The following is an 18,863-nucleotide window of genomic DNA, read 5'->3' as shown; positions in this document are numbered from 1 at the left end:
GAAAACAGGAAAAAGCGATGCGCACAGCTAATGTTCTTTGGATCCCTGCCACGTTCTTGTTCGCATGCCTCGCACTTCTCTTGGGTGCGGATGGCTTACCCCCTAGCATAGCGGATGATTTGGCGTCATTCGGTAGTTTGCTCACCGCAGGGGCTGCAGGTCTAGGTGCATTTGTAGCATGGCGCGGCTTGCATTCTTGGAGAGACGAGAAAAGATTTTCCCATGACTACGATGTTGCGCGCCGGTACTTGGTTTCGCTCTATCGAGTTAAAGCAAAGCTAGAAGCGGTTCGGCACCCGGCGATCTGGTCCAGCGAAGCGAAACTGTCAGAAGAAGAAATCGCCCGGTTTCCTGATCCTGTGGAGCAGAGTTCTCTGAACACCGCAAAAGTCTACATCTCGCGATGGGAAGCCTATTCTACGGAGCGGAACACGCTTGATGCTGTAAAGCTGGAAGCAAGAGCAATTTGGGGTGATGAGGTAGAAGGGCTCTACGAACCTTACAGGCATTTGGAAAATGAGCTGTTCCGAGTGGTGCGCTACACAGTGGATTCTTTGCATCCAGGAAATGATCCCGAGACCAAGGGAATTGCTACCGATTTCTTGCGGAAGGAGAGGGACATCATCTACGATACTTTAAACCCTGAAACGGATGAATTTGGGAGAAATGTGCGAGACGCGCTTACGCCTTTGGAAGATTATCTAAGACGTATGTTGCGAGGGCTGACCCAATGAACCGCCTCATCCAAGCCGGCCTCATGTACGGCAACCTCATCCGCGTCGACACGCCCGCGCTGGTGGACCGCTACAACCGGGCGCTCGAACATCTCACCCGCAAGCGCACCGGGCTCGGCGAATTCCACATCGACATCTCCGGCTTCTCGCCCGAGGTGGGCGATGAACTGGGCGATCCGCTCTACCTCAACCACAACGGCGTCAACCGGCAGTTCATCCTGCTGACCACCCGCCAGAAATCCGCGCCGCTGCTGAACGCGCGCTTCTCCACCTCGCGCTCCATCCTGCGGCAGTTCATCGACGGCAACGAGGCACAGCTCTTTGCCCTCACCGCCCGGGATGCCGTGGCGGGCGAACTGGTGAACTCCGTCTTCGACCTCGACCAGGCGGCCAAGCTGATGGACATCCGCCGGGTGCAGGTGGAGGCCGACACGACCACCGGCACCCTGCGCGACGCGGCCACCCTGGCCGAACGGGCCGACCGCTTCCTGACGGAGGAAGACGCCTGGTTCGACGACGGGCTGATCGCCGAGATGATCGACCTGGCGAAGAAGACCGGCGATGTCACCCGCAACCCGGTGACCCTGAAACAGACGGCCTTCACCCAGGACAACTACTGGACGTCGCACCTGGGCGGGCTCTACCTCTTCTCCGGCGTCGAAAGCCCCGGCATCGTCGCGCGCGACCCGGCCCGTCTGGACGGCGCGCGGCTGCCCGTGACCGACATGGGCGAGGCGCGCGACGTCGCCGCCTGGCTCCACCTCAACGGGCTGGTGCAACCGCTGGTCTCCGCCCGGGGGATCGACGCGGCGGCGGTGCTGCGCCAGAAGATGGATTTCATCACCGTCGACACGGCGCAGGACAGCGGCATCGACCTGTCGGGGGCGACCCGCCGCGACATGCGCGCCATCGCCCGCGACAATGCCGCCCGCCTGCCCGAGGAATACCACCAGCTGCGCCATGTCGTCGCCTGGCTGGAAGAAGGCGGCCGCCGCCCCCGCTACTCGCCAGAGGATCCGGCCTATTTCTACCTGCTCCGCGCCGCGGCCACCCCTGACCGCGACCTGGTCAACAGGCTCCTGTCGGAACTGGCGCCCAAGGACCTGCGGCAGCTCTTCATCTGCCACAAGGAGCTGTTCTACGATCTCTACCAGGGCTGGGGAGAGACCAAGAAGAGCTACGTGGTGGACTTCCTGCAGCGTGAATACCTGGCCGACAAGGCCGGTGCCCGCGATGCGCTCTTCGGCGCGGAGGAGCCGATGGCCGAACCCGCGCCCGCCCGCGACACCCGCACCCGCAACGGGCCCGTCACCGGCCCCTGGTCCCGCGCGGCCCGCAGCCGGCCCGATCCGGATCCCATCTCCATCGTCGGCCCCTGGGGCGCCGTGATCCGCGAAAGGGACTGACATGGTCTTTGCCTTCCTCCGCCTGGCCTTCATCGCCTTCATCGCCATGACCATCGCCTACGTGGCGCTGTCGATCTGGTCGCGCCAGACCCGGCGGCGGAAACTGATCCGGCAGTGGGAAGAAGAGGGCAGACAGGGCGACCGGGCGGACTACGTCGAGAAAGGCCTGGATGATTACGACGACTCCTTCCGTCGCAAGCTCATCCTGCTTATCTACATCCTGCCGGTGGTGATCGTGGCCTTCATCATCTATCTCGTGAACTTCATGTAAGGGAGACCGCCATGCGCTACGTCAAATGGGCCCTCTGGGGCATCTTCTGGGTGCTCGTCGCCTCCTTCCTCCACTACACCCTGCCGCAGCACGACATCGTCCGCGTCACCGATACCTTCGAACGGCGCGTCGACTACGGCGGAGAGAACTCGATCTTCTGGGCGAAGGCCAATACCGGCAACGCCGTGGGGACAGCCAACCGCGACGTCTTCTTCATCCAGACCATCCGCGCCAACGGCAAGCCGATGGTCTACCGCAACGAGGATACTGGCTGGGGCTGGCCGCCCTACTTCAAGTTCGACACCAACAACCTGCAGACCGAAGCGGCAGACCTGAAATCGACCTCCGCCGATCCGCAGTGGGTTTCCGTCACCCATTACGGCTGGCGCAACGAATTCCTGTCGATCTTCCCCAATGCTGTCGGGATCAAGGCGGTGGACGGGCCGGACGTGCGCATCATCCCCTGGTTCAACATCATCCTGCTGATCGTGCTGGCCGCGATCTTCTGGGCGATCCGCGTCCGCTGGATCCGCTTCCGCGAGGCCCGTATCGATCCGGTGATGGAAAACGTGGAGGACAGCTGGGACGAAGGCCGCGGTCGCATTTCCAGCTGGCTCCTGAGCTGGAAGCGCAAGAAGTGACGGGGCCGCGCTGACCCTCGGGGCAGGGAGGGGGCTCCGCCCCCCGTCTCCGTCCCGGAGCCTCCCCCCGGAGTATTGCCGGCCCAGTGAAAGAGCGGGCCCAGTGAGAGAGCGGGCCTTCGCCCCCGATGCGACCTCCCTTCGGCCCTGCGCGTGGCTCGCGAGAGAAGGAGAAGGACGCCTCCTTACCGGCGACCACCCCCGCTCTTTCACTGGGCCACGAATACTCCCGCCGGAGGCGACCGGCCGCAAGGCCGGCCCCACCCACTGAACCATTTCCGCGCTCCGGCGTTGTCCACGGATACCGCAGCCGGAGACTGGCCATGGCCGCCCAGACAGCCTTCCTCGACGATCCGACCCCGGAAGAGGCACAGCCCTCGCCCAACGGGCCCTTCCTGGTGATTGCCAATGCCCGTTCAGGCACCAATGCCCGCGACAGCGAGGCAATCCGGCGTGCCATGGCGGAACTGGTGGAAGCGGGCGTGAAACTGCGCCGCTGGGATCCAAAGACCGACCTGGGCCGCATCCTGGATGAGGAAATCGCGGCAGGCGCGCGCACCGTCGTGGCGGCCGGGGGCGATGGCACCGCCATGGCCGTGGCGCAGGAGATGCGCGGCCGGGATGCGGCGCTGGCCGTGCTGCCCCTGGGGACCTTCAACTACTTTGCCCGCGGGCTGGGCCTGTCGGAGGACCCGCAGCAGGCCGCCCGCGCGCTTCTGGGCGCCGAACGCCGCCCGATCCGCATCGGCACGGTCAACGGCCAGGCCTTCCTCAACAATGCCTCCCTGGGCATCTATCCCTCGATCCTGAAGGAGCGGGAGGACGTCTACCGCCGCTGGGGCCGCCGCCGCCTGATGGCCCACTGGTCCGTCCTCCGCACCTTCTGGCGCTTCCAGCACCCGATGCACCTGACCCTGACCCTGCCGGACGGCACCCGGCAGGAGGCCCGCACGCCGCTTCTCTTCGTCGCGCGGTCGGCCTACCAGCTGCAGCGCTTCGGCCTGGCGGGGGAGGAGGCGATCTCCCGCGATCGCATGGCCTTGCTGCTGGGGCGCGGGCAAAGCCGGGCGGAGCTCTTCCGCCTCGCCTGGCGGCTGGTCACGCGGCGCATGCAGCAGGGCCGCGACTACGACCTGGTCGAGGCGGAGCGCGTCCGCGTCGAAACCCGCCGGGCGCAGCCCCTGCTGGCCTTCGACGGCGAAAAGCGCCGGGAACAGAGCCCCTTCGATTTCGAGATGTCGCGCGAACCGCTCGACATCCTGCTGCCCGCCGCGCCGGAAACCCCGTCCTGACCGCTCCGCCTGCCCGATGCACCAGCCAAGACCAGCCGAGACCCGCATGCGACGTATCCTTCACCTCTCCGACCTGCACTTCGGCCGCGCCCGGCCGGAACTGGAACTGCCGCTGCTGGCCGCCATTGCCCGCAACCGGCCCGACCTGGTGGTGATCTCGGGCGATTTCACCCAGCGGGCCCGCCATGTGCAATTCGCCCGGGCACAGCGCTTCCTGTCGCAGGTGCCCGCGCCCGTGCTCTCGGTGCCGGGCAACCATGACACGCCGCTCGACAATCCCGCGCAGCGCTTCCTGACTCCCTTTGCCCGTTACCGCCGCTACATCGACCGTGTGACCGAACCCGTCTTCACCGATGCCGCCATGACCGTGGTGGGCGTGAACACCGTGAACCCCTGGGCCTGGCAGCAGGGGCGCTTTTCCTCCCGCGCGCGCGACCGCGTGGCGCGCGCCTTCGAGGCCCACCCGGCAGAGCTGCGCGTGGTGGCCCTGCATCACCCGCTTGAACACGGCCCCGGGACGGACAAGCGCCTGATGCGCGGGGCGCGGGCGGGGCTGGCGGCGCTGTCGGACTGCGGCGCCCAGGTGGTGCTGTCGGGGCACCTCCACCGGGCCTCCGCCGAACCCTTCCGCGCCGCGCCGGGCCTGTTGTTCGTGCAGGCGGGCACCGGGCTCTCGACCCGCCAGCGGGGGGAGGAGAACACCTTCAACCTGCTCGACTGGCAGGAAAGCGGTGCCTTGCGGGTCACCACCTGGGCTGCGCGGCAGGGCCGGGGCGGGCCGGTCTTCGCCCCGGAGGAGGCACAGCTCTTTCGCAGGCGGGAGGGGACCTGGGCCCGCGAACCCCATGCGCCGGGGGCCGATGCGCTGTCGCGCAGGGCGGGCTGAAGGGGGCTTAAAGGGGAGGCGGGTTGAAGGGGGGGCTTTGCCCCCGCCGCGCGATGCGCGACTCCCCCCAGGATATTTCTGGCCAAAAAATGGGAGGGGCGGGGCGCACCCGATGCGGGGGGCATCCGCAAGACAGGGCGGCCAAGCCCTCATCCCAGACGTCCGGCACGCCGGTGGCAGGCTGTGCGCTCTCTCGGTTCCCTGCGTACGCTGCGTTAATTCCGGGGCGTTCCGCCATGCTGCACCGCCGCGATACCGACGCAATACCGACGTGATACCGACGTGCCGATTTGGCCCCGAAACCCCTGTTAACCCGCGCTCCGGGCCGGTGATTCGCCGCATTGCAGTACCGACGTCGTGTTCGCCGCCTTTACAGATTTTTCAGGACCAGTTTCTGGGGCCGAGTTTCTAGGGCCGAGTTTCTGGGGTGGTCCCGGCGCCCGGGCCTGCTACTCTTCCTGCAAGCTACCGGAGACCCCCATGGACCCTGCAGACCGCGCCTTCCTGACCCGCCTGTTCGACGCCGCCGTCGCCGCCGCCGATCCCGCAGAGGCGCTGAAGGGGCATCTGCCCGCCAGGCCCGCCGGTCGCACCGTGGTCATCGGCGCGGGCAAGGGGGCAGCCCAGCTCGCCTGCGCCTTCGAGGACGCCTGGGAGGCCGCCGGCAACCCCGCGCCCGAGGGGGTGATCGTCACCCGCTACGGCTATGCCGCCCCCTGTCGTCACCTCCAGGTGCTGGAGGCATCGCACCCCGTGCCCGACGCCGCGGGAGAGGTTGCGACGACGCAGATTTTCAAGCTTCTGGAAGGGCTTACCGAAGATGACCTCGTGGTGGCGCTGATCACCGGTGGGGGGTCTGCCCTGTTGGCCGCGCCGCCGGAGGGGCTCAGCCTCGAAGATGAGCAGGCGCTGAACACGGCGCTGCTGGCCTCCGGTGCGCCAATCGGGGCGATGAATGCGATCCGCAAGCAGGTGTCGCGGGTGAAGGGCGGGCGCCTGGCTGCGGCGGCGGCCCCGGCGCGCGTGGTATCCCTGATCGTGTCGGATGTGCCGGGCGATGACCCGGCAGAGGTCGCCTCGGGGCCGACGGTGCCCTGCGCCAAGGGCCGGGCCCAGGCGATGGCGGCGATCCGCGCCCATAACATCCAGATTCCGCGCAGGATTCTCGATTTCCTCGCAACCGCGGCCGAAGATGCGCCCGCCCCCGGGGCGGCCTGTTTTGCAGGCAACGAGGTGCATGTGATCGCCTCGGCCGCGCGCTCTCTCGAAGCTGCGGCAGCCCTGGCAGAGGCAGAGGGGCTGCCCGCCGTCATCCTCTCGGACGCGATGGAGGGCGAAGCCCGCGAAGTCGCCCGCGTGCAGGCCGCGATGGTGCGCGAAGTGCGCCGCCGGGACCGCCCCTTCCGTGCGCCGGTGCTGATCCTGTCGGGCGGGGAGACCACGGTGACCCTTCGGGGCCGTGGGCGAGGCGGGCGCAACACGGAATTCCTGCTTTCCCTCGCCCTGGCGCTGGAAGGCTGTGACGGCATCGCCGCGCTGGCCGCCGACACGGACGGCATCGACGGGTCCGAAGACAACGCGGGCGCCTTCGCCGATGGCGCCTCCGCCGCCGCGATCCGGGCGGCGGGCATGGATCCTGCGGATGCCCTGGGCGACAATGATGCCTTTACCGCCTTCGACCGGGCCGGTCTGATTTTCGCGCCCGGGCCGACCGGGACGAATGTCAATGATTTCAGGGCGATCTGGGTGAAGTGACGCCGCTCAGGTCGTTAGCATCCGCAGCCCCTGGGTGACGTCGGAGCGTACGGCCAGACGCAATCCGGGCTCGTCTCCGGCCTTCAGGGCCGCGATCATCAGCAGGTGGAAACGCGGTGCTTCGGTCCGGCGCATCCGCCCGTAGAGCTTGCACATCGTCGGCCCCAGTTGCAGCCAGACCGTCTCCGTCATGGCCAGCATGGCGGGCGCCTGGGCGCGCAGGTAAAGCGTGCGGTGGAACTCCAGGTTGGTGCGGATGTAGCCCACCGGGTCATGCGCCCGCACCGCTTCGGTGATCGAGCTGTTGATCAGCTGCAGCCGGTCGATCAGCGCCATGTGGGCCCGCGGCAGGGCGCGGGAGGCAAGCTCCACCTCGATCAGCGCCCGCAGCGCCGCCAGTTCCTCGATCCGTTCGTTCGACAGGTCCGGCGTGGATACCCGGCCGGAGGAGGAAAGCAGCAGCGCGCCCTCTGCCACCAGCCGCCGGACAGCCTCCCGCGCGGGGGTCATGGAGACGCCGAATTCCTTGCCGATGCCCCGCAGGGTCAGGGCCTGGCCCGGGGGGATCTCGCCATGCATGATCCGCGTCCGAAGCCCGCGATAGACGCGGTCATGGGCGGATGGCGAAGGGTCCGGGCGGGTCTGTATCAGCATGGCAAAGCTTGTGATCACGAAATCCCCGGGGGTCAAGATCCCTTGGGGTTTCGCGGGCGAAACAGGGTGGGTCAGCTCTCGAAACGGTAGCGATGCAGGACCGAACCCTTGGTCTTCAGCCAGCGGCGCGGTGGTTTGTGATCACCGTAGAGCGTTGTGACCACATCCCAGAAGGCGCTGGAATGGTTCATTTCTTCCAGGTGCGCCACCTCGTGGGCCGCAACGTAGTCCAGCACCTCGGGCGGCGCCAGGACCAGGCGCCAGGAAAACATCAGCGCGCCTTCGGCCGTGCAGCTGCCCCACCGGGATCGGGTGTCGCGCAGGGTGATGCGGCTGTAGGGGCGCCCCAGGCGGGCGGCGTGGCGATCACAGGCCTCGGTCAGGCGGTCGCGGGCCAGTTCCCGGGCCCAGGCGGCCAGCCGTGCGCCGATGCGGTTGTCGGGCACTTCCAGCCGGTCTCCGGTCATCCGCACGCGCCGTCCGCTGCCCATGCAGACCAGGCGCGGCACCCCTTCGATCGGCAGGCGCATCCCCAGGTCGACGACCTCCGGCGCGGCATTGCGGGCCAGGTGACCGCGCAGCCATTCCTCCTTTTCGGCGGCAAAGGCCAGGGCCTCCTGCTCGGGCACTTTCTGCGGCAGGGTCAGGGTCACGCGCCCGTCCAGCGATGAAACCCTGAGCGAGATCCGCCGCGCCCGGGCGGAGCGTCGCAGGGAAAGCGGGATCGGGGGGTTGCCCGGAAGGACGTGCTGGCCCATATGGCTCCTCGATGACGGTTGCGCGCCTCTGCGCGGGAAAGGTCTTGATAGATCGGACCCGTTATGGCAGGTGGCGCAGATCGTGGACAAGAGATGTCAGCCAAGAAGGAACCCATAATGCCCAAGGAAGAATGGGGCACGAAGCGCGTCTGCCCGACCACCGGCAAGCGGTTCTACGACCTGAACCAGAACCCGATCGTCAGCCCCTATACCGGGGAGATCGTCGAAGTGGAAACCGGTAAACGCAGCATGATTGCCGCCGATGCCGCCGACGCCGCTTCGAAGAAGGCCTCCGCCCGGGAGAACACCAACGAGGATGATGTCCTCGAGGATGATGATGTCGACGTGGATCTGGATGACGATCTGCTGGATGACGAGGATGATGACGATAACGTCTCCCTCGACGATCTGGCCGACGTTCCCGGCGACGACGACGACAGCTGATCTGCGCCTGGTCGGTCCTTGAAAAGCCCGCGAAAGGCCCGTGTAGGGGCCTTTGAAGGGGCTGGTGCAAGGACCGGCGAAACGGTCGCCCGGCAGCCCCTTAAAGGGCAATTCCGGACCGCCGAAAAAATCCAACCCGCGGCGCGATTTTTCGCTTGATCCCGCCCCGGGCATCCCATAGACAGCGCCGCACAGAGGCTGAACGGCCTCTCGGAATGGGGCCTTAGCTCAGCTGGGAGAGCGCTTGCATGGCATGCAAGAGGTCAGGGGTTCGATCCCCCTAGGCTCCACCATTTCCCCCTTCAGGTTGATGACTGCACGCGGGCCCACGCCCCTGCCATGTCTTCGCCTGTTCTTCATTCTCATGGAAAATCATGTGGTCACGTGCCCTTGCCGGGTGATTGATCCACGTCGCGTCCTGCAGGTCCTTGGCGGCCCTGCGCGCGCGTCCGGTGCGGTGCAGGGCGGGAAGGGGCCGTCCCCCCCTGATCCATGCAAAACGGCCCCGCCGGGCTTCAGCGGGGCCGCTATAGCGGTTTGCGATGGTTCCGGGTCAGACGATGCCGCCACCGCCGCCCATCACCTTCGGCCGTTTCGCGGCCACCGCCGCGCGGTAGCCTGCCGCACGATAGCAGCTGACCGGGTCGATGGCGCCACCCGCCCGGGCGCGCGCCATGGCAAGGATAGGCTCCACATCCGTCCGGAAGGCCGCCCGCAGCGTGGCCGATGCCATCAACGCGTCATTGTCCTGCTGGAACCCCGCCAGGGCCTCCCTGTCCACCAGGGAGGCCTGCACGAAGGCGCGCTGGATCTCCATGGCAGAGATCATCAGGCTCTCGATCGGGTCGGTCACGTTGTGCGACTGGTCGATCATGTGCGCCAGGTCCAGGCCTTTGGGTTCGGCATCCACCAGCTCGTTCCAGACGAGGAAGAGGCGGTAGGGTTCGATCGTGCCACTGTCGAGGTCGTCGTCGCCGTACTTCGAATCGTTGAAGTGGAACCCGCCCAGCTTGCCCGCGTGGATCAGGCGGCTGACGATCATTTCGATGTTCACGTTGGGCGCGTGGTGGCCGAGGTCGACCAGGCACATGGCCTTCTCCCCCAGTTCCTGCGCCGTCAGCAGGGAGGTGCCCCAGTCCTGCACCACGGTGGAATAGAAGGCGGGTTCGTAGATCTTGTGCTCCGAGAAGATGCGCCAGTCGTCGGGCAGGCCGGCGTAGATCTCCTTCATGGATGCGAGGTAGCGGTCGAACTGTCGCCCCATGTGCGTCTGGCCGGGGAAGTTGGAACCGTCACCGATCCAGACCGTCAGGGCCTTCGATCCCAGCTTTGCGCCGATCTCGATACAGTCCAGGTTGTGGGCCACCGCCTGCGCGCGAGTTTCGGCGGACACATGCGACAGCGATCCGAACTTGTAGCTATGGGCATCGCCATTGTCGGAAAAGGTGTTTGAATTCATGGCGTCGAAGGTCAGCCCGGTTTCTTCCGCCTTGGCCAGCAGGTCGGCCGGATCGGCCTTGTCCCATGGGATGTGCAACGAGACGGAGGGCGTGGCCCGGGTCAGTTGCTGGATGACGCCGCAGTCGTCCAGCTTGTCGAAGATCGAGGCGGGTTCGCCCTCTCCGGGGAAGCGGGCAAAGCGGGTGCCGCCGGTGCCGGTGCCCCAGCTGGGCACGGCCACGGCAAAGCTGGCCGCGCGGGCGCAAAGCGCCTCTATGTCCTGTCCCTTGCGGGCCAGTTTCGCGCCCAGGGCGTCGTAGTCGGCGGCCAGGTCGGCCTCCCGCGCGGCATTCTGCGCGGCGATGGTGTCCTTGGAAATCATTGGGTCCTCCCGTGGCGCCTTGGATCCGGGGGCGCCGCCCGCGTGCCTTTGTCCGTGCCGCGTTCTGGCGGCCTGCCTGCCGGGCTGCGCGCCGCCGGGGCGACGGGGCCGGGCAGGCTGGCGGGGCGAGGTGGCCGCCCCGCGATCCCGTCAGCGGGTGAAGGCTTCCTTGTTGCCCGCATCGACGTTGATGATGTTGCCAGTGGACTTGGCCGACTGGTCGGAGGCAAGGAAATAGGCCGCCTCCGCGATGTCTTCCGGCAGGACCGAGCGTTTCAGCATCGAGCGCTGGCGATACATCTCTTCCAGCCCGCCCTTGTCGGTGCCGTAGGTCGAGGCGCGCTGATCCAGCCATTCCCCTTCCCAGATCCGGCTGCCACGCAGAACGGCATCGGGGTTCACCACGTTGACGCGAATCCCGGCCTCGGCTCCTTCCAGGGCCAGACAGCGGGCCAGGTGGATCTCCGACGCCTTGGCGGTGCAGTAGGCAGAGGCATTGGGGCTGGCCGCCAGGCCGTTCTTGGAGGCGACGAAGACGATCGCACCGCCGATCCCCTGGGTCCGCAGCACCCCGAAGGCCGCGCGGGAGACCAGGAAGTAGCCCGTCGACAGGATCGACATGTTGCGGTTCCACAGCTCCAGCGTGGTTTCCTCCACCGGGGCGGAGGACGCGATACCGGCGTTCGACACCAGGATGTCGATCCCGCCGAATTCCACCGCGAGGCTGTCATAGGCCGCCGCAACGGCGCCCTCGTCGGTGACATTCATCGGAACGGAGCGGACGACATCGGTGCCGTAGGCCTTCGACAGCGAGGCGACGGAGCTTTCCAGCGCGCTTTCGTCGATATCGGCCAGCATCACGCAGGCGCCCTCGGCCAGGTAGCGGCTGGCCGTCGCCATGCCGATGCCGCCCGCCCCGCCGGTGACCAGCGCCACGCGACCCGCCAGCGACTTTGGCTTGGGCATGCGCTGCAGCTTGGCTTCTTCCAGGAGCCAGTATTCGATGTCGAAGGCTTCCTGCTCGGGCAGGCCGCAGTATTCCGACACGGCGGAGGCGCCGCGCATCACGTTGATCGCATTGACGTAGAACTCGGCAGAGATCCGGGCCGTGGCCTTGTCCTTGGCAAAGGTGATCATGCCCACGCCGGGCACCAGATAGACGACCGCGTTCGGGTCGCGCAGAGCGGGGCTGTCGTCGTGCTTGCAGCGCTCGTAATAGGCGGCGTAGTCGTCGCGGTAGGCGGCGATCTGATCGGCCAGGCCCTCCAGCACCTCGTCCAGGTTGCCCTTCGCCGGGTCGAAGGCGACGACCAGGGGGCGGATCTTGGTGCGCAGGAAGTGGTCGGGGCAGCTGGTGCCAAGGGCGGCCAGGGGCTGCATCTCCTTGGCATTTACGAATTCCAGCACCGCATCGCTGTCATCGAAATGGCCGACCATGTGCTGGTTTCCGGAAACGAAACCGCGGATCGCCGGCATCAGTTTGGCAGCCACCGCACGGCGGGCTTCCGGTTCCAGGCTCTCATGAACCGCACCGCCGAAGGCCGCCTGTCCCTTGGTCCTGGCGTCGAAGAAGGTGATCGCCTTGTTGATGATCTCCAGCGTCAGTTCATAGCAGTCCTTGGCGTCATCCGCCCAGGTGAAGAGCCCGTGGCTTTCCAGCACGACGCCCTTCGCATCGGGGTTCTCAAGGCAGAATTTCTCCAGCCAGAGGCCCAGTTCGTACCCGGGTTTCTTCCAGGGCAGCCAGCCGATCTCCTCCCCGAAGATTTCCGCCGTCAGTTCCTTGGAGTTCTTCGACGCGGCGATGGCGATGATCGCATCCGGGTGCATGTGATCGACGTGCGCCCTGGGCACATAGGCATGCAAAGGCGTGTCGATGGAGGCCGCGCGCGGGTTCAGGTTGAAGGTGCAATGGGGCAGGTAGCCCACCATCTCGTCCTCGAAGGCCAGCCCGCGATACTTGCCCTTCAGCGCCCGCAGCTTGTCCATGTAGAGCGTCGCGAAGCCGTCCATCTTGATGGAGCCGACATCCCCGCCCGACCCCTTGACCCAAAGAACCTCGACCTCCTCGCCGGTCAGCGGATCGGCCTGGAACACCTTGGCAGAGGTGTTGCCGCCACCGTAGTTGGTGATCCGCTTGTCCGATCCCAGCAGATTGGAACGATAGAGCAGCTTCTCCGGCTCGCTCATGCTGGCCGCGCGGTCATCGTCCCACAGCGATTGCAGCCGCGTGTGCAGCCGTTGATCAACGGTCGTCATCGGTATTCTCCTCCCGGTCGACGTTCGATAGGTCTACTTGATGCAAAGCTGCCGCTGCAGGGCGGCCATGTCAATCATTTTCAATCAATATCGATCATGCTGCGGCGCAGAGATAGAATTTATGATCGAATTTGATTGACAATGAGTGACGAGTTTCACAGAGTTACCGGAGGAGGAGCGAAATGCACGAAAAGGAACGCCATAGGATCATCCTGTCCGCGGTACAGGAGCGCCCCGTCGTCACGGTGGCGGATCTCTGTGCGCTGACAGGGGCTTCCGAGGCGACCATCCGCCGTGACATCGCCGCGCTGCACGTTCAGAAAAAGCTGCGCCGGGTGCGCGGCGGGGCCGAGGCGCTGAATCCGAACGCCTTCCCGGGGCTCGCAGGGCGTCCCTTCGCGATCAATGAAACGATCATGATCGAACAGAAGCGCGCAATCGCGCGTGCGGCCGTCGACCTGTGCGAGGAAGGCGATCCGATCATCATCAACGGTGGCACGACGACCTTCCAGATGGTGCATCCGCTGGCCACCCGCCGGATGCAGGTCTTCACCAATTCATTCCCGATCGCGGAACACCTGCTGAAGCATTCGAAGAACACGATCATGCTGTCGGGCGGGGCGATCTATCGCGAACAGAACATCATCCTGTCGCCCTTCGACAACGACGTGACCCGCAATTTCTACGCGCGGCGCATGTTCATGGGCGCCCAGGGCGTCGGCCCGCTCGGCCTGATGGAGGCGGATCCGCTGCTGATCCAGGCCGAGCAGAAGCTGATCGGCCAGGCGGATGAGCTGATCCTGCTGGTCGATTCGACGAAATTCGACAACCGCTCCTCGCTCGTCCTGTGCGGGTTGGAGCGTATCGACGTGCTGATCACCGATGACGGGATCAGCGACCGCGCGGCTTCCATGGTGGAAAGCGCGGACGTGAAGCTCATCGTGGCGACCCCGACCGCCACGAGGGGGGAGGCGACGGCCGGGTAGCCGGCCAACTGTCGGGAGGTTCAAAGGGAGGAAGACATGAACCGAATTGCAGGACTGATGATGACGGCCGCCATGGCCACCGGGCTGATGGCGCAAAGCGCAAGCGCGGAGGACGTGCGCATCGCCCTTGTGGTGAAGGCCCTGGGCATCGGCTTCTTCGAGGCCGCCGCCCGCGGCGCAGAGGAGGCCGCGGATGAACTCGGAAACGTGGAGATCATCTACACCGGCCCGACCGACACCACCGCCGAAGGCCAGATCGAGGTGATCAACTCGCTCATCGCGCAGCGGGTCGATGCCATCGCGATTTCCGCCAATGATACCGACGCCCTGGTGCCGACCCTGAAGAAGGCGATGCAGCGTGGCATTACCGTCATCAGCTGGGACAGCGGTGTGGCAGAGGAAGGTCGCATGGCCCACCTCAACCCGTCCTCGAACGAGCTGATCGGCAACATGATCATCAAGCTCGCCGCGGATGAGCTGCCCGATGGCGGAGAGGTCGCCGTGCTCTCGGCCACCACCACCTCGACCAACCAGAACATCTGGATCGACGAGATGAACAAGGTGATGGGCGACTATCCCGGCATCGACGTCGTTGCGACGGTCTATGGCGATGACCTGGCGGACAAGTCCTATCGCGAAGCGCAGGGCCTGATGCAGTCCTATCCGGATCTGGATGCGATCATCGCGCCCACGTCGGTCGGCATTGTCGCCGCCGCGCAGGCGGTCGTGGACGCAGGCAAGGTGGGTGAGGTCAACGTGACCGGCCTGGGCCTGCCGTCGGAAATGGCCGGCGCGATCGAAAGCGGTGCCTCGAAAAGCTTCGCGATCTGGAACCCGGTCGACCTGGGCTATTCCGCCGCGATGATGGCCTATCACCTGTCGCAGGGCGATGCGGAGGCTGCGCCTGGGGCGGAGATCTCCATCGGGCGCATGGGCATGATCACCCTGGATGAGACGAACTCGGCCCCGATGGCGGATCCCTTCGTCTACGACGAGAGCAACATCGAAGAGTTCAAGAGCATCTTCTGAACCCTTGGTTGCGGCGGCGCGCGGATATGCGCCGCCCTTCCCCTTTCACGACGACTGGCGAGGCCAAGATGGACATGCAATCCGCGGCCGCGGGCGGGCAACCAGTGCTCGCGCTTGACGGCATCACCAAGACATTTCCCGGTGTGAAGGCGCTGGACGGCGTGCGGCTTGAACTGCACGCGGGCGAGGTCACGGCGCTGATCGGAGAGAACGGCGCGGGCAAGTCGACCGTGGTGAAGACCCTCACGGGGATCTATCAGCCCGATGGTGGCCAGATCCTGATGGATGGCGCGCCGGTCAGCTTTCCCACCGCGCAGGATGCCTCTGATCACGGGGTGACGGCGATCCACCAGGAAACCGTCCTTTTCGATGAGCTTTCGGTGGCGGAGAACATCTTTCTTGGTCATGCCCCCCGGACCCGGTTCGGCCTGATCGACACCCGCGCCATGCGGTCCAGGGCGCAGGCGCTGCTGGACGGCATCGGGGCGAAGATCGACCCGGGGGTAAAGCTCAAGGATCTCGGTATCGCATCGCGGCACCTTGTGGCCATCGCGCGTGCCCTGTCGGTCGAGGCGCGGGTGGTCATCATGGACGAACCCACTGCCGCTCTCAGCCAGAAGGAGATCGAGGAGCTCTACGAGCTTGTCGAGGCGCTGAAGTCGCAGGGCAAGGCGATCCTCTTCATCTCCCACAAGTTCGACGAGATATTCCGGATCGCCGACCGCTGGACCGTCTTTCGCGACGGCCAGTTCGTCGGCCAGGGCCTGATGTCGGAGGTTGATGAGGCTGCTCTGGTGCGCATGATGGTCGGCCGTTCCGTCGATCAGATCTTCCCCAAGCGGGAGGCGCGGATCGGCGATGAGGTGCTGAAGGTCGTCGGCTACTCTCACCCCACCGAATTCGAGGACATCAACTTCAGCCTGCGCCGCGGAGAGATCCTGGGCTTCTACGGCCTTGTCGGCGCCGGCCGGTCGGAGTTCATGCAGAGCCTGATCGGCATCACCCGACCGTCGAAGGGTGTGGCACGGCTGGAGGATCGGATCACGATCATCCGGTCTCCGGCGGATGCGATCGACGCCGGCATCGTCTACGTCCCCGAAGATCGCGGCAAGCAGGGGGCGATCCTCGACATGCCGATCTTCCAGAACGTCACCCTGCCGTCGCTTGGCCGGACCTCCCGTTCGGGCTTCACCCGGATGGCAGAGGAATTCGCCCTGGCGCGGCAGTACACCGAACGGCTCGACCTGCGGGCGGCGTCGCTCGATACCCATGTGGGCGCTCTCTCGGGGGGCAACCAGCAGAAGGTGGTGATCGCCAAGTGGCTGGCCACCCAGCCCAAGGTCATCATCCTGGACGAGCCGACCAAGGGGATCGACATCGGGTCGAAGGCCGCCGTGCACGACTTCATGTCGGAGCTGGCCGCCGAAGGCCTGTCGGTCATCATGATCTCCTCCGAGATACCGGAGATCCTGGGCATGTCGGACCGCGTGATCGTGATGCGCGAAGGGCGCATCGCGGCGGAGCTGGAAGGGGATGCCCTGACCCCCGAAACCCTTGTCCGCCACGCCGCGGGCATCACCGAGACCGCAAAGGGAGAGGCCGCATGATGACCGCGTTGAAATCCCGCGAGGCGATCCTGACCGGGGCCATCGTCCTGCTTCTGGCCCTCGTGGCCACCCGTTTCCCGGCCTTCATCGAACCCGCCAACCTGCTGGCGGTCTTCAATGACACCTCCCCCCTGATCATCCTGGCCCTGGGGCAGATGGTGGTGATCCTGACCCGCTGCATTGACCTGTCGGTGGCGGCCAACCTGGCCCTGACCGGGATGGTCTGCGCCATGCTGAACGTGGCCTATCCCGGGCTGCCCGTGCCGGTGATCCTGGTCGTGGCCCTGCTGTGCGGGGCGGTCATGGGTGCCATCAACGGCCTGCTGGTCTGGAAGCTGGCGATCCCGCCCATCGTCGTGACCCTTGGCACCATGACCATCTATCGCGGCACGATCTTCCTTCTGTCGGACGGCGCATGGGTCAACAGCCACGAGATGTCGGCCGCCTTCACCGGCTTCCCGCGCAGCCACCTCCTGGGGCTGCCCGTCCTCAGCTGGCTGGCGATCCTCGTGGCCGTGATCATGGCGCTGGTCATGACCCGCACCCCCATGGGGCGCAGCTTCTACGCCACCGGCAACAACCCCCATGCGGCAGTCTACACGGGCATCGACGTGGGCCGGGCCCAGTTCCGCGCCTTCGTCATCTCCGGCACCCTTGCGGGGCTTGCCGGCTATCTCTGGATCTCCCGCTATGCGGTTGCCTACGTGGATATCGCCGGGGGGTTCGAACTGGACGTGGTCGCGGCCTGCGTGATCGGCGGCATCTCCATCGCGGGGGGCGTCGGCACGGTGACCGGCACGATCCTGGGCGCGCTGTTCCTGGGGGTGATCAAGAACGCCCTGCCTGTGGTCGACATTTCGCCCTTCTGGCAGCTCGCCATTTCCGGCGCGGCGATCCTCGTTGCCGTCACCTTCAACTCCCGTTCCGGCCGGTCCCGCGGCCGGGTGATCCTGAAATCGGCGGAGCACGCGACATGAGCACCTTCAGCACCGACCATTCCGGCGAAGCTGCCCCGGCAGAGGCCCGCGGCCGCAGAATTCCCGATCAGCTTTCGACCCCCGCGATGCGGGCCCTGAAAAGCTGGGAAAGCCTGCTCCTGCTGGTGGCCGTCGGGATCTTCATCCTCAACAGCTTCGCCTCTCCCTACTTCCTTGATGCCTGGAACCTCTCCGACGCGACCTTCAACTTCACCGAAAAGGCGATGATCGCCTTTGCCATGGCCCTGCTGATCGTCGCGGGGGAAATCGACCTGAGCGTCGCCTCGATCATCGCGCTTGCCTCCACCGCCATGGGGCTGGCGATGCAGGCCGGGTTCGGAACGCCCGCGCTGGTCGCTGTCGGGCTGCTGACCGGGCTGGCCTGCGGCGCCTTCAACGGTGTGCTGGTGACGCGTCTCGGCCTGCCGTCCATCGTCGTCACGATCGGCACGATGAGCCTGTTTCGCGGCATCAGCTACATCGTTCTGGGCGACGGTGCCTTCCGGGGTTACCCCGCCGATTTCGCCGTCTTCGGTCAGGGCTACGTCTTCTGGGTGGTCACGGTGGAATTCGCCATCTTCGCCGCACTGGCGGTGATCTATGCGGTGGTCCTGCACAAGACCAACTTCGGCCGGGCGGTCTATGCCGTGGGCAACAACCCCACCGCCGCGCTCTTCTCCGGGATCCGGGTGGCGCGGGTGAAGTTGATCCTGTTCCTGCTGACGGGCCTCATGTCCGGCCTGGCGGCCGTCTGCCTGACGTCCCGGCTCGGCTCCACCCGTCCCTCCATCGCCACGGGGATGGAGCTGGAGGTGGTGACCATGGTCGTCCTGGGCGGGGTCAACATCCTGGGGGGCTCCGGCACCATCGGGGGCGTTGTCATCGCGGCCTTCGTCATGGGGCTGGTGACCTTCGGCCTGGGGCTGCTGAACGTGCCGGGCATCGTCATGTCGATCTTCATCGGCCTGCTGCTCATCGGGGTCATTGCCCTGCCCAGGCTCTGGTCGCGGCTGCGGAGGGGCTGATGGAAAAGCACGCCTTCCGCATGGTCCTGAACCCCGGCTGCCTGCAGGAATACCGCCGCCGCCACGACGAGATCTGGCCGGAGCTGGTCACCCTGCTGAAGGAGGCGGGCGTGCAGGATTACTCGATCCACTACGATCCCGAAACGCGCGCGCTCTTCGGTGTGCTCTGGCGGGCGCCGGATCACGGCATGGCGGCCCTTCCCGATCACCCGGTCATGCAGCGCTGGTGGGCCCACATGGCCGACATCATGGAAACCCATCCGGACAACCGCCCGGTGGAGACGGCGCTTGAAACCGTCTTCTTGATGGCCTGAGGG

18 protein-coding genes and 1 tRNA gene are annotated in these 18,863 nt (G+C 66.0%); 15 read left to right on the top strand and 4 right to left on the bottom strand.

From position 1 onward, the window contains the following. Positions 1–17: 17 nt before the first annotated feature. From AC2IR1_RS22095 to AC2IR1_RS22065, 7 genes are all read left to right on the top strand, one after another. The gene (locus tag AC2IR1_RS22095) at positions 18–734 is read left to right on the top strand and encodes a hypothetical protein (protein WP_486474127.1); all 717 of its coding nucleotides are present in this window, start codon (positions 18–20) and stop codon (positions 732–734) included. Then, entirely contained in the window at positions 731–2,140 is a 1,410-nt protein-coding gene (locus AC2IR1_RS22090) for a DUF6638 family protein (RefSeq protein ID WP_486474126.1), read from the top strand. The genes AC2IR1_RS22095 and AC2IR1_RS22090 overlap by 4 nt, the downstream gene beginning before the upstream one ends. Position 2,141: 1 nt before the next feature. Next, positions 2,142–2,411, top strand: coding sequence for a hypothetical protein (locus AC2IR1_RS22085; RefSeq protein ID WP_486474125.1), 270 nt, complete (start codon positions 2,142–2,144; stop codon positions 2,409–2,411). An 11-nt stretch (positions 2,412–2,422) separates the two neighbouring features. Then, positions 2,423–3,052 carry a DUF1523 family protein gene (locus AC2IR1_RS22080; RefSeq protein ID WP_486474124.1) on the top strand — a complete coding sequence of 210 codons (630 nt, stop codon included), beginning with the start codon at positions 2,423–2,425 and terminating at the stop codon, positions 3,050–3,052. A gap of 323 nt (positions 3,053–3,375) precedes the next feature. After that, the gene (locus AC2IR1_RS22075; RefSeq protein WP_486474123.1) at positions 3,376–4,344 is read left to right on the top strand and encodes a diacylglycerol/lipid kinase family protein; all 969 of its coding nucleotides are present in this window, start codon (positions 3,376–3,378) and stop codon (positions 4,342–4,344) included. A 46-nt stretch (positions 4,345–4,390) separates the two neighbouring features. Then, positions 4,391–5,230, top strand: a complete 840-nt coding sequence (locus tag AC2IR1_RS22070) for a metallophosphoesterase family protein (protein ID WP_486474122.1) — start codon at positions 4,391–4,393, stop codon at positions 5,228–5,230. A gap of 480 nt (positions 5,231–5,710) precedes the next feature. Beyond that, positions 5,711–6,985, top strand: coding sequence for a glycerate kinase type-2 family protein (locus tag AC2IR1_RS22065; protein WP_486474121.1), 1,275 nt, complete (start codon positions 5,711–5,713; stop codon positions 6,983–6,985). A 6-nt stretch (positions 6,986–6,991) separates the two neighbouring features. Here the strand turns inward: AC2IR1_RS22065 and AC2IR1_RS22060 are convergent, their stop codons facing one another. Next, positions 6,992–7,639 carry a GntR family transcriptional regulator gene (locus AC2IR1_RS22060; RefSeq protein ID WP_486474120.1) on the bottom strand — a complete coding sequence of 216 codons (648 nt, stop codon included), beginning with the start codon at positions 7,637–7,639 and terminating at the stop codon, positions 6,992–6,994. Positions 7,640–7,710: 71 nt separating this feature from the next. Continuing rightward, positions 7,711–8,397, bottom strand: a complete 687-nt coding sequence (locus AC2IR1_RS22055; RefSeq protein WP_486474119.1) for a M48 family metallopeptidase — start codon at positions 8,395–8,397, stop codon at positions 7,711–7,713. Between the two features lie 117 nt (positions 8,398–8,514). Between AC2IR1_RS22055 and AC2IR1_RS22050 the strand changes: the two genes are divergently transcribed. Beyond that, a complete protein-coding gene (locus AC2IR1_RS22050) occupies positions 8,515–8,841 on the top strand; it encodes a TIGR02300 family protein (RefSeq protein WP_486474118.1) in 327 nt (108 codons plus the stop codon). A 217-nt stretch (positions 8,842–9,058) separates the two neighbouring features. Next, positions 9,059–9,134, top strand: a tRNA-Ala gene (locus tag AC2IR1_RS22045). 260 nt (positions 9,135–9,394) lie between these two features. On the opposite strand, the gene rhaI is transcribed toward AC2IR1_RS22045, so the two are convergent. Further along, the gene (gene rhaI, locus AC2IR1_RS22040; RefSeq protein ID WP_486474117.1) at positions 9,395–10,663 is read right to left on the bottom strand and encodes an L-rhamnose catabolism isomerase; all 1,269 of its coding nucleotides are present in this window, start codon (positions 10,661–10,663) and stop codon (positions 9,395–9,397) included. Positions 10,664–10,813: 150 nt separating this feature from the next. Then, positions 10,814–12,922, bottom strand: coding sequence for a bifunctional rhamnulose-1-phosphate aldolase/short-chain dehydrogenase (locus AC2IR1_RS22035; RefSeq protein WP_486474116.1), 2,109 nt, complete (start codon positions 12,920–12,922; stop codon positions 10,814–10,816). A 182-nt stretch (positions 12,923–13,104) separates the two neighbouring features. Between AC2IR1_RS22035 and AC2IR1_RS22030 the strand changes: the two genes are divergently transcribed. From AC2IR1_RS22030 to AC2IR1_RS22005, 6 genes are all read left to right on the top strand, one after another. After that, on the top strand, positions 13,105–13,908 hold the full coding sequence (locus tag AC2IR1_RS22030) for a DeoR/GlpR family DNA-binding transcription regulator (RefSeq protein ID WP_486474115.1): 804 nt from the start codon (positions 13,105–13,107) through the stop codon (positions 13,906–13,908). Between the two features lie 57 nt (positions 13,909–13,965). Further along, positions 13,966–14,937, top strand: a complete 972-nt coding sequence (rhaS, locus tag AC2IR1_RS22025; protein WP_486476454.1) for a rhamnose ABC transporter substrate-binding protein — start codon at positions 13,966–13,968, stop codon at positions 14,935–14,937. Between the two features lie 68 nt (positions 14,938–15,005). Further along, positions 15,006–16,544, top strand: coding sequence for a sugar ABC transporter ATP-binding protein (locus AC2IR1_RS22020; protein WP_486474114.1), 1,539 nt, complete (start codon positions 15,006–15,008; stop codon positions 16,542–16,544). Beyond that, the gene (locus tag AC2IR1_RS22015; RefSeq protein WP_486476453.1) at positions 16,544–17,521 is read left to right on the top strand and encodes an ABC transporter permease; all 978 of its coding nucleotides are present in this window, start codon (positions 16,544–16,546) and stop codon (positions 17,519–17,521) included. Before AC2IR1_RS22020 ends, AC2IR1_RS22015 begins: the two co-directional genes overlap by 1 nt. Beyond that, positions 17,518–18,546, top strand: a complete 1,029-nt coding sequence (locus AC2IR1_RS22010; RefSeq protein ID WP_486474113.1) for an ABC transporter permease — start codon at positions 17,518–17,520, stop codon at positions 18,544–18,546. Before AC2IR1_RS22015 ends, AC2IR1_RS22010 begins: the two co-directional genes overlap by 4 nt. Beyond that, the gene (locus tag AC2IR1_RS22005) at positions 18,546–18,860 is read left to right on the top strand and encodes an L-rhamnose mutarotase (protein WP_486474112.1); all 315 of its coding nucleotides are present in this window, start codon (positions 18,546–18,548) and stop codon (positions 18,858–18,860) included. Before AC2IR1_RS22010 ends, AC2IR1_RS22005 begins: the two co-directional genes overlap by 1 nt. Positions 18,861–18,863: the final 3 nt, after the last annotated feature.

This window comes from Pseudooceanicola sp. NS-SX8 (genome assembly GCF_057380755.1).
This window is presented reverse-complemented; position numbering and strand designations above follow the sequence as displayed.

What these genes read in the sequence shown, in the direction of transcription:
- AC2IR1_RS22095 (WP_486474127.1), top strand. Translation starts at nt 18, where the DNA reads ATGCGCACAGCTAATGTTCTTTGGATCCCTGCCACGTTCTTGTTCGCA.
- AC2IR1_RS22090 (WP_486474126.1), top strand. Translation starts at nt 731, where the DNA reads ATGAACCGCCTCATCCAAGCCGGCCTCATGTACGGCAACCTCATCCGC.
- AC2IR1_RS22085 (WP_486474125.1), top strand. Translation starts at nt 2,142, where the DNA reads ATGGTCTTTGCCTTCCTCCGCCTGGCCTTCATCGCCTTCATCGCCATG.
- AC2IR1_RS22080 (WP_486474124.1), top strand. Translation starts at nt 2,423, where the DNA reads ATGCGCTACGTCAAATGGGCCCTCTGGGGCATCTTCTGGGTGCTCGTC.
- AC2IR1_RS22075 (WP_486474123.1), top strand. Translation starts at nt 3,376, where the DNA reads ATGGCCGCCCAGACAGCCTTCCTCGACGATCCGACCCCGGAAGAGGCA.
- AC2IR1_RS22070 (WP_486474122.1), top strand. Translation starts at nt 4,391, where the DNA reads ATGCGACGTATCCTTCACCTCTCCGACCTGCACTTCGGCCGCGCCCGG.
- AC2IR1_RS22065 (WP_486474121.1), top strand. Translation starts at nt 5,711, where the DNA reads ATGGACCCTGCAGACCGCGCCTTCCTGACCCGCCTGTTCGACGCCGCC.
- AC2IR1_RS22060 (WP_486474120.1), bottom strand. Translation starts at nt 7,639, where the DNA reads ATGCTGATACAGACCCGCCCGGACCCTTCGCCATCCGCCCATGACCGC.
- AC2IR1_RS22055 (WP_486474119.1), bottom strand. Translation starts at nt 8,397, where the DNA reads ATGGGCCAGCACGTCCTTCCGGGCAACCCCCCGATCCCGCTTTCCCTG.
- AC2IR1_RS22050 (WP_486474118.1), top strand. Translation starts at nt 8,515, where the DNA reads ATGCCCAAGGAAGAATGGGGCACGAAGCGCGTCTGCCCGACCACCGGC.
- rhaI (WP_486474117.1), bottom strand. Translation starts at nt 10,663, where the DNA reads ATGATTTCCAAGGACACCATCGCCGCGCAGAATGCCGCGCGGGAGGCC.
- AC2IR1_RS22035 (WP_486474116.1), bottom strand. Translation starts at nt 12,922, where the DNA reads ATGACGACCGTTGATCAACGGCTGCACACGCGGCTGCAATCGCTGTGG.
- AC2IR1_RS22030 (WP_486474115.1), top strand. Translation starts at nt 13,105, where the DNA reads ATGCACGAAAAGGAACGCCATAGGATCATCCTGTCCGCGGTACAGGAG.
- rhaS (WP_486476454.1), top strand. Translation starts at nt 13,966, where the DNA reads ATGATGACGGCCGCCATGGCCACCGGGCTGATGGCGCAAAGCGCAAGC.
- AC2IR1_RS22020 (WP_486474114.1), top strand. Translation starts at nt 15,006, where the DNA reads ATGGACATGCAATCCGCGGCCGCGGGCGGGCAACCAGTGCTCGCGCTT.
- AC2IR1_RS22015 (WP_486476453.1), top strand. Translation starts at nt 16,544, where the DNA reads ATGACCGCGTTGAAATCCCGCGAGGCGATCCTGACCGGGGCCATCGTC.
- AC2IR1_RS22010 (WP_486474113.1), top strand. Translation starts at nt 17,518, where the DNA reads ATGAGCACCTTCAGCACCGACCATTCCGGCGAAGCTGCCCCGGCAGAG.
- AC2IR1_RS22005 (WP_486474112.1), top strand. Translation starts at nt 18,546, where the DNA reads ATGGAAAAGCACGCCTTCCGCATGGTCCTGAACCCCGGCTGCCTGCAG.